The following is a 13,276-nucleotide window of genomic DNA, read 5'->3' on the forward strand; positions in this document are numbered from 1 at the left end:
CGACCATAGGCCTGGATGGCGGAAGGCGTCAAGCCTCGAACGAGTGGAATGCGGTCGGGCCGACCAACGGATGCACGCGCATGAAAACTCGGAACATTGGCCCTTTCACCGTCAGCGCCATCGGCCTCGGGTGCATGAACCTGAGCCACGCCTACGGTACGCCGCCGCCCCCGGAGCAGGGTGAGCGGGTGCTGCTGGCGGCGCTCGATTCGGGGGTGACCCTGTTCGACACGGCGGCGCTCTACGGCCTGGGCAGCAACGAATTGCTGGTCGGCCGTGTGCTGAAGCCGCATCGGGGGCGTATCACGCTGTGCAGCAAAGGCGGGCTCGCTGGCGTGACAGGGGACGACGGTGTGCGGCGCCGCGTCATCGACGGCCGGCCGGAAGCCATCCGCCGCGATTGCGAGAACAGCCTGCGTTCGCTGCAGACCGACGTGATCGATCTCTACTACCTGCACCGCTGGGACAAGAAGGTGCCCATCGAGGAGAGCGTTGGGGCGATCAGCCGGCTGGTGGAACAGGGCAAGGTGCGAACCCTCGGCTTGTCGGAGGTGTCGGCCGCCACCATTCGCAAGGCGCATGCCGTGCATCCGGTGACGGCGGTCCAGACCGAATACTCGCTCTGGACGCGCAACCCGGAGATCGCGGTGCTGGACACCTGCCGCGAGATCGGGGCGGCCTTCGTGGCCTTCAGCCCGGTCGCGCGTGCTTTCCTGTGCGATGCGCTGCACGACGTCTCGTCGCTGGACGCCAAGGACATCCGGCGCACCATGCCGCGGTTCGAGCCGGCCAATTACGCGCAGAACCTGAAGCTGCTGCCCGGCTACAAGGCATTGGCCCAGGAGGCGGGTTGCACGCCGGCGCAACTCGCCCTGGCCTGGCTGCTCCACAAGGCGCCGCACATCGTTCCCATTCCCGGCACCACCAGCGTAGAGCATCTCCGGGAGGACCTGGCGGCCGCCGATGTGAAGCTTTCCCCGGACTTGCTGATCCGGCTGGAGGCGCACATCAACCAGCGGACGGTCACCGGGCATCGCTACAGTGCGCAGGCGCGCTCCGAGGTGGACACCGAGGAATTCGACCCGCCGGTCTAGGGGGCCGGGCGAGGGCGCCCCGCCAGCAGCACGTGCAGCCCGGCGGCCACCAGCAGCACGATGCCGCACCAGGCGAGCAGGTTGGGCACGTCGCCCCAGACGGCATAGCCCAGCACGAGCGCGAACAGCAGGCCGGTGTAGCGGAAAGGCGCGATCAGGCTCATCTCGCCGTCGCGCATGGCCACGATCAGCAGGTAGTAGCCGGCACTCAGGAACAGGCTGGCTGCGGCGAGCAGGCCCAGCTGCCACGCCGCGACCGGCACCCATGTCTGGACCAGGGTCCAGCTTCCCGCGAACAGCGTGACCGCCAGCGCCGTGCTGAGGGTGACGAGCAGCGACGGGATGCTGCGCGGGATCGTGCGCGTCATCAGGTCGCGCGCCGCGTGCAGCAGCGTGCCGAACAGGCAGAGCAGGGCATAGCCGTTGAAGCCCTCGCTGGCCGGCTGCACCACCAGGAGCACGCCCAGGAAACCCACGGCGATGGCGACCCAGCGCGCCGGGGTCACGCGCTCGCCGAACGCCAGGATGGCGAACAGCGTGATGACCAGCGGCGTGGCCATGTTGATCGCGGTCGCGTTGGCCAGCGGCATGTTGAAGACCGCGATCAGGTACGTGAAGGTGGCGCAGGCGTCGAGGAAGGCCCGCAGCAGCACCCGCCGGTCGCGCAGGGCGGGCACACCGCCCAGCAGGCCCATCGCCTGCGCGGCGGCCAGCAACAGCAGCGACGCGAAAACACCGCGCAGGAAGATCAGCTGGGCCGCCGGCAGCGACTGGCTCACGTACTTGACCAGCGTGTCGTTGGTGACGAAGGCGCACATGCCGGCGACCATCGCCAGGATGCCGCGGTGGTTGGGCGTCATGGCAGCTGATCATAGGCCGCCGCCGAAACAAACTGAAAAAGAGCGAAACCCCACCGCGATGACGCCGCGCCGGCGCCCGCGCATCCTTGGCAGCCTCAACTCTGCAAGGAAACCGCCATGCGCACCTGGATCCGCCGTTCCGTTCTCGCCGTCTTCGGCGCCACCATCGCCCTCGGCGGCCTCGCCGCCTGCGGGCACCATCACGACCGCCATGCCTGGAGCAAGGCCACGCCCGAAGAGCGCGCCAAGATGCGCGAGAAGATGGTGGACCGCGTGGCCGGCAAGCTCGACCTGAACGCTGAGCAGAAGGCGAAACTCGGTGTCCTGGCCGATCGCCTGCAGGAACAGCGCGCCACGCTGATGCCAGCGGGCACCGACCCGCGCGCCGAGGTGCGCTCGCTGGTGGCCGGCGACAAGTTCGATCGCGCCAAGGCCCAGGCCTTCGTCAGCCAGAAGACCGAGGCGGTGCAGAGCAAGAGCCCGCAGGTGGTCGCCGCGCTCGGCGATTTCTACGACAGCCTGAATCCGCAGCAGCAGGCCAAGGTGCGCGAGTTCATGGACAGGCGCCGCGGCTGGGGACGTTCCTGAAGCGGCCGCGCAGCGCGCCGGTGCCACAATGCCCGGCATGCCGCGCATCCTGCTGATCGACGACGACCAGGGACTGGGCGAACCGCTCGCCGCCTACGTCGCCAGGTTCGGGCTCGACCTGACCCAGGCCTTCCGGCCTTCGGAAGGCCTGCGGCGCCTGCGCGCGGAGCACTTCGACGCCGCGATCCTCGACGTGATGCTGCCGGAGATGGATGGCTTCGCGTTGTGCCGCGCCATCCGCGCGGAAAGCGATCTGCCGCTGGTCATGCTGACCGCCCGTGGCGAAGTGATGGACCGCGTGGTCGGGCTCGAACTGGGCGCGGACGACTACCTGCCCAAGCCTTTCGAGCCGCGTGAACTGGTGGCGCGGCTGCAGACGGTGCTCCGCCGGCGCGGTCCGGCCGGAGCCGATGGGCGGTTGCGGTTTGAAGGGCTGCTGATCGACCCGGTGACGCGCGGGGTCCAGCGGCAGGGCGCCGCGGTGGAGCTCACCAGCAACGAATTCGACCTCCTTCTGCTGCTGGCCCGCGAGCCGGGCAAGGTGTTCACGCGCGACGACATCCTGAATCACCTGCGAGGCCACGAGGCCGAACTCTTCACGCGCGCGGTGGACATCGTCGTCAGCCGGCTGCGCAAGAAGCTCGAGCCGGTGGATGCCATCAAGACGATGCGCAATGCCGGGTATGCGCTGGCTCTACGCCCTGAGCGGAGCGCCGGCAGCCATGCCTGAGGCATCGGGCCGCCCTGGCGTGGGCGAACCACGCCCCCGGCCGCAGTGGCATCGCCGCGTCCGCCATGGCCTGCGCCACACAGTCAAGGCACGACTGGTCGCGCTCTTCCTCCTGCTCGCCCTGGGGATGACCGGTGCTTTCCTGTTCGGCACGCAGCGCGCGCTGACCGTCGGCTGGCGCGATGCGGCCCGGCCGCTGGTGAGCGATTACGTGGATCGGCTGGCGGCGGAAATCGGATCGCCGCCGAGCCGCGACCGCGCCCGGTCGCTGGCCGAACGGCTGCCGGTGCGCATCCGCATCACCGGCCCCGAGCTGCGCTGGCAGAGCGGCGACTTCGAGGACGACGACGAACACCGCTACTGGAACCGGCGTGATGAACACGGCCGCGAGGTGAGCCTGCTCGCCCGCACCACGGCCGACGGGCACCGGATCGAGTTCGGCGTGGACACGCGGCCCTGGCGCAGCCGTCCGCGCATCGTCGGCTGGGCCACGCTGGCCGTGCTGCTGGGCCTGACGGCGCTGGCCTATGCCTATGTGCGCCGCCTCTTGCGCCCGCTGGACGATATCCGCGATGGCGCGCGCCGTTTCGGCGATGGTGAGTTCACGAAGGCCATTCCGATCCGCCGCCGCGATGAACTCGGTGAGCTCGCGGGCGACATCAATGCAATGGCTTCCAGCCTGCACGGCATGCTGGAGGCGAAGCGCACGCTGCTGCTGGCCATCAGCCACGAGTTGCGCAGCCCCATCACGCGGGCCCGCCTGCACACGGAGCTGTTGCCGGAGGGCGGCGAGGGTGGCCTGCGCAAGGAGGCCCTGCTGCGCGACCTGGCCGAGATGAGCACGCTGGTCACCGACCTGCTGGAAAGCGAGCGCCTGGGCGCGGGACACGCGGCGCTGCAACTCGCCGACACCGACCTGGCCGCGCTCGCGGCCGAAGTCGTCGCCGCACTGGCCGCGACCCAGCCGGACGCCCCACCGGTCACGCTCGACGTGACACCGGGCCTGCCCATGCTTCGCCTGGACCCGACACGCATCCGCCTGTTGCTGCGCAACTTGCTCGCCAACGCGTTGCGCCACGGCGCCGGTGAGACGCCGCCGGTGCTTCGCATCCTCCATGGGCCCGGCGAGCCCGCCATCGTCGCCCTGAGCGTGCGCGACCACGGCCCGGCGGTGGACGCCGCGGCGCTGCCGCATCTGGGTGAACCCTTCTGGCGCCCCGACAGCGCGCGTGAACGTGCGACCGGCGGTGCGGGCCTGGGCCTGTATCTCTGCAGACTGGTCGCGCAGGCACATGGCGGCCGCATGGTGATCCGCTTGGCCGAGCCCGGCCTGGAAGTGCTCGTGACGCTGCCGATACCCAAAGTCTCCTGACATTTGCCGCGCCGCGCGACTTGCCACTGCCACGCGTTTGCCGCAAGCTGGCGCCCCTACTCACGCAAGGCGCAACCATCATGGACACCAAGACCCTGGCCCACGAATTCACCAAGCTCTGCCAGGACGGCCAGTTCGACGAGGCGGGCAACCGCTTCTGGTCGGAGCAGGTCGTCTCGCTGGAACCGATGGAAGGAGAGATGGCTCGCGCCCAGGGCCGCAAGGCGTTGGAGGGCAAGGGCCAGTGGTGGTATGCGAACCATGAAATCCACTCCACCAGCACCGAGGGTCCCTACGTGCACGGCGACCAGTTCGCGGTGCGTTTCAACATGGACATCACGCCCAAAACCGGCGACACGGCAGGCCAGCGGATCCAGATGACCGAGGTCGGCCTCTACACCGTCAAGGATGGCAAGATCACCGAGGAGCGCTTCTTCTACGGCGGTTGAGCCGCTCCGCCGGCCGCTTGCGACACCCGGCGTGCCGGCGTATCCTGATGCCGTCCCGATTGGATTTTGGGGGACGGCCATGAACCACTCCGCGGAACCCGACGACATGCCGGGCCTGAGCGTTTTCGAGAAGTCCTGTGCCTACTGCGGGGCCCGCTTCCGCGTGCTGGCCTCGCACCTGCCGCGCCAGGACGTGCCCGAAGCCTATGCCTGTCCGGAGTGCGGCAAGCACTACGAGCTGGAATCCGCGGTCGAGCCCGAGGTGCGGCTGCTCAAGCCGCGCAGCGACGGCAAGCAGGACCGCTACCAGGAAACCATGTTCTGAATCCGGGATCGACTGCGTGGTCAGGGGCCCACGCGCCGCTTCACCTCGGCGACGCAGCGGTCGTCGGCGTCCTTGAAGGCCGCGTTCACCACCGCGGCCCGCGCGTCGGGCAGGGTGCAGTCGCTGGAGCCGTCGCGTTCGCCGTGCAGCTGGTCGCAGCGGGCGCGCACCTGGGCAGGGTCGCCCTGGCCGTCGCGCAGGCACTCCGCGTGGCGCTGCTCTTCCTGCGAAGCCACGGCCATGCAGGCCGAAGCCCAGGTGACGTCATAGTGCAGGCGCGCCGATTGCCGGCAATGGTCGAGTCCGGACTGCCCGGCAGTGGAACGTGCCTCGGCCCGGCTGACCTCGTCGGGCAGGTAGATGACGTAGTGGTGGAAGATGCCGGCGCCCGCCATCAACACCGCCGCCGCGACGGACGCCTTCAGCCACTGGTCGATGGAGTGCATTGCATTGCCCTCGATCCCAAAGGGTAGTCCCGCGCGCGCCGGACCACAAGGCGAAAGTCTCGTGAAAGCCCGATTTTCCTGACGCCTTGCCAGCGCAGGACGTACGATCGGCATTGGTATCGCAAGCTCGACCAGAGGAGTCCGCCATGCTGTCCCCCGAAGACATCGCCCGGCTGGTGCCGGCGGAACAGGACCGTTTCCGCAGCCCGATCCCGACGCGCCCGGTGGCGAGCGACGAGTACCTGCCCGCGCCGCAGTCGGCGAAGCAGCGCGAGTTCGAGGCGCGCGTGCGCTCGCTCGGGAGCGAGCTGGCGCGCCAGCAGGGGGTCTCGCGCCGCCGCTTCTTCCAGGGCGCAGCCGGCATGGCCGCGGCCTTCGTCGCGATGAACGAAACCTTCGGCCCGCTTTACCTGGTGAGCCGCGCCGAAGCGCAGACCCCCGAGCTGGCCAACGCCCGGGCGGCATCGCTCAAGGGCCAGTTCATCATGGACATGCACACGCACTTCCTGCGCGACGACACGCGGCTGGAAGGCTTCGTGCGTTCACGCGAAGCGGTGGGCAAGGCCGGCTGGAACCCGGCCCTGGTGGGCAAGCCGCAGACGCTGGACGACCTGAAGTTCGCCAACTACTTCAAGGAGATCTACCTCGACAGCGACACCAAGGTCGCGCTGATCTCCGGCTCGGGCTCCGAGGAGCCGCGCGACTGGTTTCTCACCAACGAGATGAAGGCGCAGGCGCGCGACAACGTCAACGGCAAGGCAGGTGCCAGGCGGATGTTCTCGCACGCCATCTTCATGCCCGGCCTGCCGGGCTGGCTGGACAAGGTGGACGAGGACATCGAGAAGCTGAAGCCGGATTCGTTCAAGGGTTACACCGTCGGCGACAACACCAACAAGCATCTGGCCCGCCACCCCTGGCACCTGGACGACGAGAAGCTGCTGTACCCGTTCTACGAGAAGCTGGCCAAGGCCGCGCGCACCCGGCCCAGCCTGGCGAACGTGTGCGTGCACAAGGGGCTGTTTCCGGAGTCGGTCACGCAGCGCTTCCCGGACTTGTTGCGTCATGCGGACGTGCGCGACGTCGCCAAGGCCGCGAAGGACTGGCCGCAGCTCAATTTCGTCATCTACCACTCGGCGTACCGCTCGGGTCCGGTGGCGCCCTCGTGGGAGCAGTTCGAACGCACCGGCCGCATCGACTGGGTGACGGACCTGTCGGAGATCGCCGGCAAGCACGGCGTGAAGAACGTCTACGCCGACCTGGGGCAGATCTTCGCGCAAAGCACCGTGTCCGAGCCGCGCCTGTGCGCCGCGATGCTGGGCCAGCTGGTGATGGGGCTGGGTGCTGACCACGTGGTGTGGGGAACGGACGCCGTGTGGACTGGCGCGCCGCAGTGGCAGATCGAGGCGCTCAGGCGGCTGGAGATCCCCGAGGAGATGCAGAAGAAGCATGGCTTCGCGCCGCTGGGCGCGGCGGATGGGCCGGTGAAGAGCGCCATCTTTGGCGGCAATTCGGCCCGGCTGTATCACTACAAACCGGAGCAGCGCGCGGCGCTGGCGAGCGACTTCGTGGCAACGGCGAAGGCGGAGTACGACCTGCACGGGGAAGGGCGGACGAACCTGCGGTACGGATACATGCAGCCGGCGACGGGCTGAGAGCGCGAGCAGGAGCTGTTGGCTGCTTTCAGCGTTTAGCCTTCGCCCGGGCGGGGCGGGCTGGCTCGGGATCCACCGCCTGCGGATCGATCCAGTGCCTGATGCGCTCCGCATCGGCGCTGCGCTTGGCATGGTTGCCCGCATCCAGCAGCACCATCACCAGGTCACGGTCCTTCACCTGGGTGCGCATCACGACGCAATGGCCCGCCTCCCTGATGTATCCGGTCTTTTGCAGGCTGATGTCCCAGACGGGGTTCTTCACCAGCCGGTTGGAACTGGTGTATCGCAGCGCCCTTTGGCCTGAGTTGAAGACGCGGTTCTCGGCCGTCGAATACTCGCGCAGGATGCGTACGCGCGAAGCGGCGAGGACCAACGTCGCCAGGTCACGGGCACTCGACTGGTTGGCGCTGGACAGGCCTGTCGGATCGACGTAGTGCGTCCGCATCATGCCCAGGGATCGGGCGCGCCCGTTCATCGCCGCGACAAAGGCCGGGAGGCCCCCGGGGTAGGTGCGGCCCAGGGCGTGGGCCGCGCGGTTTTCGCTGGACATGAGGGCGAGGCGCAGTGCCTCGTCACGGCTGAGCAATGTGCCGACTTTCAGCCGCGACCGGCTGTGCTTTTCGACGTCCACGTCGTCGTCCGTGATCTCGATCACCTCGTACAGCGGCACGTTGGCCTCGACGATGACCAGCCCCGTCATCAGCTTCGTGATGGACGCCATCGGCAGGACGGCAGCCTCGTTTTTCGCGAGGAGCGTTTCGCGCGTGCCGGCGTCGATCACCAGGGCGGCACTGGAGTCCAGTCCCAGCGGGTCAGTGACCTTGTCGAGGCCGGCTGCTTGAGCGGCCGAACGGCGTGGCAGGATTCTTTCGATCGGGCCGGCACGGTCGGCCACGGCCACGTCGTCCACGCGCGGGGCCGCAGTGGCTGGCGGCGGCGCGGGCGGCGCGGGCGCGGTGGATGGGGGACCATCCGGCGTACCAGCCGGCGCCTGGGTCGCCGCCGGCTCGCGTGGCGCCACGGCCACCATCGCGGCGGGCGGGTGGAGCGCCTCGTCCACACGCCAGACCACGACGCCAACGAGCGTGGTCAGCAGGACAAGAAGCAACCAGTATTTGCGCATTGGCACGACTGTGACTCGGGCTGCAGGCCCGTGGTGACGGTGGAGGCTGGCGCGCGGTGTAGTCGCCAGCCGCTCAGTGCATGAAAAAAGCCGGATCGCTCCGGCTTTTTGCAAGAGGCGTCGCCGCCTACAGCGTATCGATGAAGCTGCGCAGCTTGTCGCTGCGGCTCGGATGCTTCAACTTGCGCAGCGCCTTCGCCTCGATCTGGCGGATCCGCTCGCGGGTCACGTCGAACTGCTTGCCGACTTCTTCCAGCGTGTGGTCCGTGCTCATCTCGATGCCGAAACGCATGCGCAGCACCTTGGCCTCGCGCGGCGTCAGCGAATCGAGGATGTCCTTCACCACGTCGCGCAGGCCGGCCTGCATGGCGGCTTCGATCGGCGCGGTGTTGCCGGTGTCCTCGATGAAATCGCCCAGGTGGGAATCGTCGTCGTCCCCGATCGGCGTTTCCATGGAGATCGGCTCCTTGGCGATCTTCATGATCTTGCGGATCTTGTCTTCCGGGATCTCCATCTTGGCGGCCAGGATGCTGGCGTCTGGCTCGAAACCGAACTCCTGCAAGTGCTGGCGCGAGATGCGGTTCATCTTGTTGATGGTCTCGATCATGTGCACCGGGATGCGGATGGTGCGCGCCTGGTCGGCGATCGAGCGGGTGATGGCTTGGCGGATCCACCACGTGGCGTACGTCGAGAACTTGTAGCCGCGGCGGTATTCGAACTTGTCCACCGCCTTCATCAGGCCGATGTTGCCTTCCTGGATCAGGTCGAGGAACTGCAGGCCGCGGTTGGTGTACTTCTTGGCGATCGAAATGACCAGGCGCAGGTTGGCCTCGATCATTTCCTTCTTGGCCTCGCGCGAGGACGCTTCGCCCTCGTTCATCCGCTTGTTGATTTCCTTCAGCTCGGGCAGCGGCACCACCACGCGCGACTGCAGGTCGGCCAGCTTCTGCTGGAGTTCCTGGATGGGGGGCACGTTGCGGGCCATGATGATCGACCAGGGCTTGCCGGCGGCGGCCTGCTTCTCGACCCACTTCTGGTTCAAGAGGTTGGGCGGGAAGTCCTTGACGAACACTTCCTGCGGCATGCCGCACTTGTCGACGATGATGCGACGCAGTTCGCGTTCCTTCTTGCGCACGTCGTCGACCTGGCCGCGCACCATGTCGCACAGCTTCTCGATGGTCTTGGCCGTGAAGCGGATGGTCATCAGCTCTTCCGACAGGGCGTGCTGCGCCTTGTTGTAGGCGGGGGTGCCCCAGCCTTCCTTGTCGTAGACCTTGTGGACCTTCTCGAACAGGCTGGCGATCCGGTCGAAGCGCTCCAGCGCGTTGGCCTTCAGCTCTTCCAGCTTCTTGGTCAGGGCCTTGGAGCCGCCCGAGCCGTCGTCGTCGTCATCGGCGTCGAACTCGTCGAAATCTTCTTCGGCGACGTAGTCGTCCGCTTCGTTCGGGTTCGAGAAGCCGTCCACCACGGTGGAGATGACGATCTTGCCTTCGCGGATTTCCGCGGCGAGCCGCAGGATTTCGGCAATGGTGGCGGGGGAGGCGGAGATCGCGTCCATCATCGCCATCAGGCCGCCTTCGATGCGCTTGGCGATTTCGATTTCGCCTTCGCGCGTGAGCAGCTCGACCGTGCCCATCTCGCGCATGTACATGCGCACCGGGTCGGTCGTGCGGCCGAATTCGCTGTCCACGGTGGACAGGGCGGCTTCGGCTTCTTCCTCGGCTTCCTCGACCGTCGCGGCCGTCGGGCCGGTGTTGGTCAGCAGCAGCGTCTCGGCATCGGGCGTCTGCTCGTACACGGCCACGCCCATGTCGTTGAGCATGGACACCACCACTTCGAGCGTCTCGGCATCCACCAGCTTCTCGGGCAGGTGGTCGGTGATTTCAGCGTGCGTCAGGTAGCCGCGCGTCTTGCCCAGGGTGATCAGGCTCTTCAGGCGCTGGCGCCGCTTGGCCATGTCCTCTTCGGACAGGACGGCTTCGTCCAGCCCGAATTCCTTCATCAAGGCGCGTTCCTTCGCCTTGCTGATCTTCATGCGCAGTGGCTTGGCCTTCTCGGCCACGGCCTCGACGACGACCGGCTCGCTGTCGGCGAATTCGGCTTCGATGTCGGTCAGGTCTTCTTCCTCGCCGGGGCCCTTGGCGGCCGCGCCGTCCTTCGGCTTGCGGCCGCGCTTGGCGCCGCCTTTCGCGTCGACCTCGGCCACAGCCTTCGGCGGGCGGCCCGGTTTCTTCTTCAGCGTTTCCTCCACGGCAGCGGTCTTGGCGGTCTTCTTGGGCTCTTCCTTGGCGGCGGGCTTGGCGGGGGACTTGGTGGTGGGCACGGGCGTGGCGGCTTTCATGGGTGGGGCTGGGGCTTTGTGCTGGGTCTTGTCGCTTTTGACGACTTTCAGCTGGGCCTTGGCTCCAGTGGACACTGCGGGTTTGACTGGTTTTCCGGCAACCGGTTTCGTGGCGGGCTTTGCAAGCTTCGCGGACTTTTGAGCGGGCATGAGGACCTCAGGACAAAAACTGCAGAAACATTCAAGCGCCCCACACGGAAGACGCGGGCGCGGACGGAGACAATTTGGCCAGGATGGCCTGCAGGCAAGATGTGCGGGCGAACATTTGGAGTGCAGTCCTTGCGGTAGATTGGCCGTGCCCGCTTTGGGGCGCCGTGATGTTCACGGGTGGCCGGTCCGGAGGTGCTGCTGTCGCTCTTGCCGGTAGCAACCTTACATTATACCGTCAGCCGGGAAATTCAAGATCCGGTGTTGCCGCCGAGCTGCATCAGGGCCTTCTGGCGCAGGGACAATTCCCGCAGTCTCTCCTCCCGCGCGGGGTCGCTGCGCGGCAGTTTGTCCGCTTCCGCGATCTGCGCCGCCACCGCGTCCAGGTGGATGCCCCGCATCGATCGAAGGAGGTCGCCGGGCCCGATCTCTTCCTCCGGGATCACGGCCGCGCTGGAGGGCTGCATGTTGTCCAGGTCGATCAGCCGCTGCGCCAGTTCGGCGAACGGTTGCTCCTGCACCCCCATCTGCAGTGCCGCCCAGGGCTGGCCGCCATGCTCGTGGAACTGCGTGTCGATCCACGAGAACAGGTCGCCCAATGGGGCTTCCAGCTCGCACAACAGGTGATGGTCCGTGTCCGTCAGCCCGGCCCAGCCCTCCGAATTGCGGAGCACGAAGCGTGCGATGTGCTCGGCCAGGGCGATGGATTTGGGCTTGATCGCCTGGCGGCGGCCGCTACCGAAGGGGCGCGTGCCGTAGCTGCCGGCGCCGGAGCGTTGCCGTGCCGGTTTGCCGGTGCCGCCGCCCAGGCCCCACAAGCCCAGCAGTTCGTGCTCGCCCAATTGCGTTCGGCCGGCGATTTCCCCCCGCAACTGCAGCTTGAGCGCCCCTTCGGGCAGGGCCATCCACAGGGGCTTGGCCTGGGTGGCGAACTTGGAGCGGCCTTCGGCGCTCGCCAGGTCGCAGCCCTCGCCGGCGGCCTCCAGCAGGAAGGTGCTGAGCGGAACGGCTTGCTGCACGTAGCGCTGGAACGCTTCGGCGCCATTTGCACGGATGTAGCTGTCGGGGTCATGCTCGGCCGGCAGGAACAGGAATTTCACCGTCCGCACATCGGTGGCATAGGGCAGGGCGCCGTCGAGCGCCTTGCGGGCGGCGCGCCTCCCGGCGGCATCGCCATCGAAGCTGAAAACCACGCTGTCCGTGAACCGGAAGAGCTTCTGCACGTGATCCGGCGTGCAGGCGGTGCCCAGCGTGGCGACGGCGTTCGGGAATCCCAGCTGCGCCAGGGCCACGACGTCCATGTAGCCCTCGGTCACCAGGGCGTAGCCATGCTCGCGCATTGCGTTGCGTGCCTCGAACAGGCCGTAGAGTTCACGCCCCTTGCTGAAGACCGGCGTCTCGGGCGAGTTCAGGTACTTGGGCTTTTCATCGCCCAGCACCCGGCCGCCGAAGCCGATGCACTCGCCCTTGACGTTCCGGATGGGGAACATCACCCGGTCGCGGAAGCGGTCGTAGCGCTTGTCATCTTCCTCATTGACGATCACCAGGCCGCTTTCGGCCAGCAGCGGGTCGTCGTATTCCGGGAACACGCTCGCGAGACTGCGCCAGCCTTCCGGCGCATAGCCCAGGCCGAACTGCTTCGCGATCTCGCCGGAAACCCCGCGGCGCTTGAAGTACTCGATGGCCCGGGGCGAGCCTTTCAGGTGTTTGCGATAGGCGGCTCCGGCCTTTTCCAGGACGTCGTTCAGGGTGGCCTGCTTCTGGCGCTGCTCGGCGGCGCGGGCGCGGTCGCCCGGCGACGCGTCGTCCTCGGGCACCTGCATGCCGTATTGGCCCGCCAGGTCTTTGACGGCCTCGACGAAGTTCATGCCCGCGTAGTCGATCAGGAAGCCAAGCGCATTGCCGTTCTTGCCGCAGCCGAAGCAGTGATAGAACTGCTTGGTCGGGCTCACCGTGAAGGAGGGAGACTTCTCGCTGTGGAAGGGGCACAGCCCGGAGAAGTTGGCGCCGCCCTTTTTCAGCTGCACGTGGCGGCCGACGATCTCCACGACGTCGGCGCGCGCGAGCAGGTCCTGGATGAAAGTCTGGGGGATCGCCATGGGGGCTGCGTAGTCCTACCTAATTCTGCAATGCGGCAAAACGCATTAAC

Annotated in this window: 12 protein-coding genes; 7 read left to right on the top strand and 5 right to left on the bottom strand. The window is 67.4% G+C overall.

Annotated features, from left to right (window positions below; translation table 11 throughout):
• Positions 1–80 precede the first annotated feature (80 nt).
• The gene (locus FN976_RS03510) at positions 81–1,094 is read left to right on the top strand and encodes an aldo/keto reductase (RefSeq protein ID WP_145891038.1); all 1,014 of its coding nucleotides are present in this window, start codon (positions 81–83) and stop codon (positions 1,092–1,094) included.
• Here the strand turns inward: FN976_RS03510 and FN976_RS03515 are convergent.
• Positions 1,091–1,954, bottom strand: coding sequence for a DMT family transporter (locus FN976_RS03515; protein WP_145891040.1), 864 nt, complete (start codon positions 1,952–1,954; stop codon positions 1,091–1,093). The two genes, FN976_RS03510 and FN976_RS03515, sit on opposite strands and share 4 nt — an antisense overlap.
• 117 nt (positions 1,955–2,071) lie before the next feature.
• Here FN976_RS03515 and FN976_RS03520 point away from each other — a divergent pair, with 117 nt between their 5' ends.
• From FN976_RS03520 to FN976_RS03540, 5 genes are all read left to right on the top strand, one after another.
• On the top strand, positions 2,072–2,542 hold the full coding sequence (locus FN976_RS03520; RefSeq protein ID WP_145891042.1) for a Spy/CpxP family protein refolding chaperone: 471 nt from the start codon (positions 2,072–2,074) through the stop codon (positions 2,540–2,542).
• A 37-nt stretch (positions 2,543–2,579) separates the two neighbouring features.
• Positions 2,580–3,272, top strand: coding sequence for a response regulator transcription factor (locus FN976_RS03525; protein WP_145891044.1), 693 nt, complete (start codon positions 2,580–2,582; stop codon positions 3,270–3,272).
• Positions 3,265–4,644, top strand: coding sequence for an ATP-binding protein (locus FN976_RS03530; RefSeq protein WP_145891046.1), 1,380 nt, complete (start codon positions 3,265–3,267; stop codon positions 4,642–4,644). The genes FN976_RS03525 and FN976_RS03530 overlap by 8 nt, the downstream gene beginning before the upstream one ends.
• An 80-nt stretch (positions 4,645–4,724) precedes the next feature.
• Positions 4,725–5,093 carry a SnoaL-like domain-containing protein gene (locus FN976_RS03535; RefSeq protein WP_145891049.1) on the top strand — a complete coding sequence of 123 codons (369 nt, stop codon included), beginning with the start codon at positions 4,725–4,727 and terminating at the stop codon, positions 5,091–5,093.
• A gap of 79 nt (positions 5,094–5,172) precedes the next feature.
• Complete coding sequence (locus FN976_RS03540) at positions 5,173–5,418, top strand: hypothetical protein (RefSeq protein WP_145891051.1); 246 nt, start codon at positions 5,173–5,175, stop codon at positions 5,416–5,418.
• Between the two features lie 20 nt (positions 5,419–5,438).
• Here the strand turns inward: FN976_RS03540 and FN976_RS03545 are convergent, their stop codons facing one another.
• Positions 5,439–5,864 (bottom strand): hypothetical protein, encoded by a 426-nt coding sequence (locus tag FN976_RS03545; RefSeq protein ID WP_145891053.1) that lies wholly within the window; start codon positions 5,862–5,864, stop codon positions 5,439–5,441.
• Positions 5,865–6,010: 146 nt separating this feature from the next.
• Between FN976_RS03545 and FN976_RS03550 the strand changes: the two genes are divergently transcribed.
• Positions 6,011–7,516 carry an amidohydrolase family protein gene (locus FN976_RS03550; RefSeq protein WP_145891055.1) on the top strand — a complete coding sequence of 502 codons (1,506 nt, stop codon included), beginning with the start codon at positions 6,011–6,013 and terminating at the stop codon, positions 7,514–7,516.
• 28 nt (positions 7,517–7,544) lie between these two features.
• On the opposite strand, the gene FN976_RS03555 is transcribed toward FN976_RS03550, so the two are convergent.
• The 3 genes from FN976_RS03555 to dnaG form a co-directional block, all read right to left on the bottom strand.
• Positions 7,545–8,639, bottom strand: a complete 1,095-nt coding sequence (locus FN976_RS03555) for a serine hydrolase (protein WP_432417845.1) — start codon at positions 8,637–8,639, stop codon at positions 7,545–7,547.
• A gap of 127 nt (positions 8,640–8,766) precedes the next feature.
• The gene (gene rpoD, locus FN976_RS03560; protein WP_145891057.1) at positions 8,767–11,130 is read right to left on the bottom strand and encodes an RNA polymerase sigma factor RpoD; all 2,364 of its coding nucleotides are present in this window, start codon (positions 11,128–11,130) and stop codon (positions 8,767–8,769) included.
• 248 nt (positions 11,131–11,378) lie between these two features.
• Complete coding sequence (gene dnaG / locus FN976_RS03565) at positions 11,379–13,226, bottom strand: DNA primase (protein ID WP_145891059.1); 1,848 nt, start codon at positions 13,224–13,226, stop codon at positions 11,379–11,381.
• Positions 13,227–13,276: the final 50 nt, after the last annotated feature.

The sequence above is a fragment of the Caenimonas sedimenti genome (assembly GCF_007833165.1).
In the GTDB taxonomy this organism is placed as follows: Bacteria; Pseudomonadota; Gammaproteobacteria; order Burkholderiales; family Burkholderiaceae_C; genus Ramlibacter; species Ramlibacter sedimenti.

Bases quoted from the DNA above. Each gene is read 5' to 3' on its own strand.
- FN976_RS03525 (WP_145891044.1), top strand. From the start codon at position 2,580: ATGCCGCGCATCCTGCTGATCGACGACGACCAGGGACTGGGCGAACCG.
- FN976_RS03530 (WP_145891046.1), top strand. From the start codon at position 3,265: ATGCCTGAGGCATCGGGCCGCCCTGGCGTGGGCGAACCACGCCCCCGG.
- FN976_RS03555 (WP_432417845.1), bottom strand. From the start codon at position 8,639: ATGCGCAAATACTGGTTGCTTCTTGTCCTGCTGACCACGCTCGTTGGC.
- FN976_RS03535 (WP_145891049.1), top strand. From the start codon at position 4,725: ATGGACACCAAGACCCTGGCCCACGAATTCACCAAGCTCTGCCAGGAC.
- dnaG (WP_145891059.1), bottom strand. From the start codon at position 13,226: ATGGCGATCCCCCAGACTTTCATCCAGGACCTGCTCGCGCGCGCCGAC.
- FN976_RS03510 (WP_145891038.1), top strand. From the start codon at position 81: ATGAAAACTCGGAACATTGGCCCTTTCACCGTCAGCGCCATCGGCCTC.
- rpoD (WP_145891057.1), bottom strand. From the start codon at position 11,130: ATGCCCGCTCAAAAGTCCGCGAAGCTTGCAAAGCCCGCCACGAAACCG.
- FN976_RS03520 (WP_145891042.1), top strand. From the start codon at position 2,072: ATGCGCACCTGGATCCGCCGTTCCGTTCTCGCCGTCTTCGGCGCCACC.
- FN976_RS03515 (WP_145891040.1), bottom strand. From the start codon at position 1,954: ATGACGCCCAACCACCGCGGCATCCTGGCGATGGTCGCCGGCATGTGC.
- FN976_RS03545 (WP_145891053.1), bottom strand. From the start codon at position 5,864: ATGCACTCCATCGACCAGTGGCTGAAGGCGTCCGTCGCGGCGGCGGTG.
- FN976_RS03550 (WP_145891055.1), top strand. From the start codon at position 6,011: ATGCTGTCCCCCGAAGACATCGCCCGGCTGGTGCCGGCGGAACAGGAC.
- FN976_RS03540 (WP_145891051.1), top strand. From the start codon at position 5,173: ATGAACCACTCCGCGGAACCCGACGACATGCCGGGCCTGAGCGTTTTC.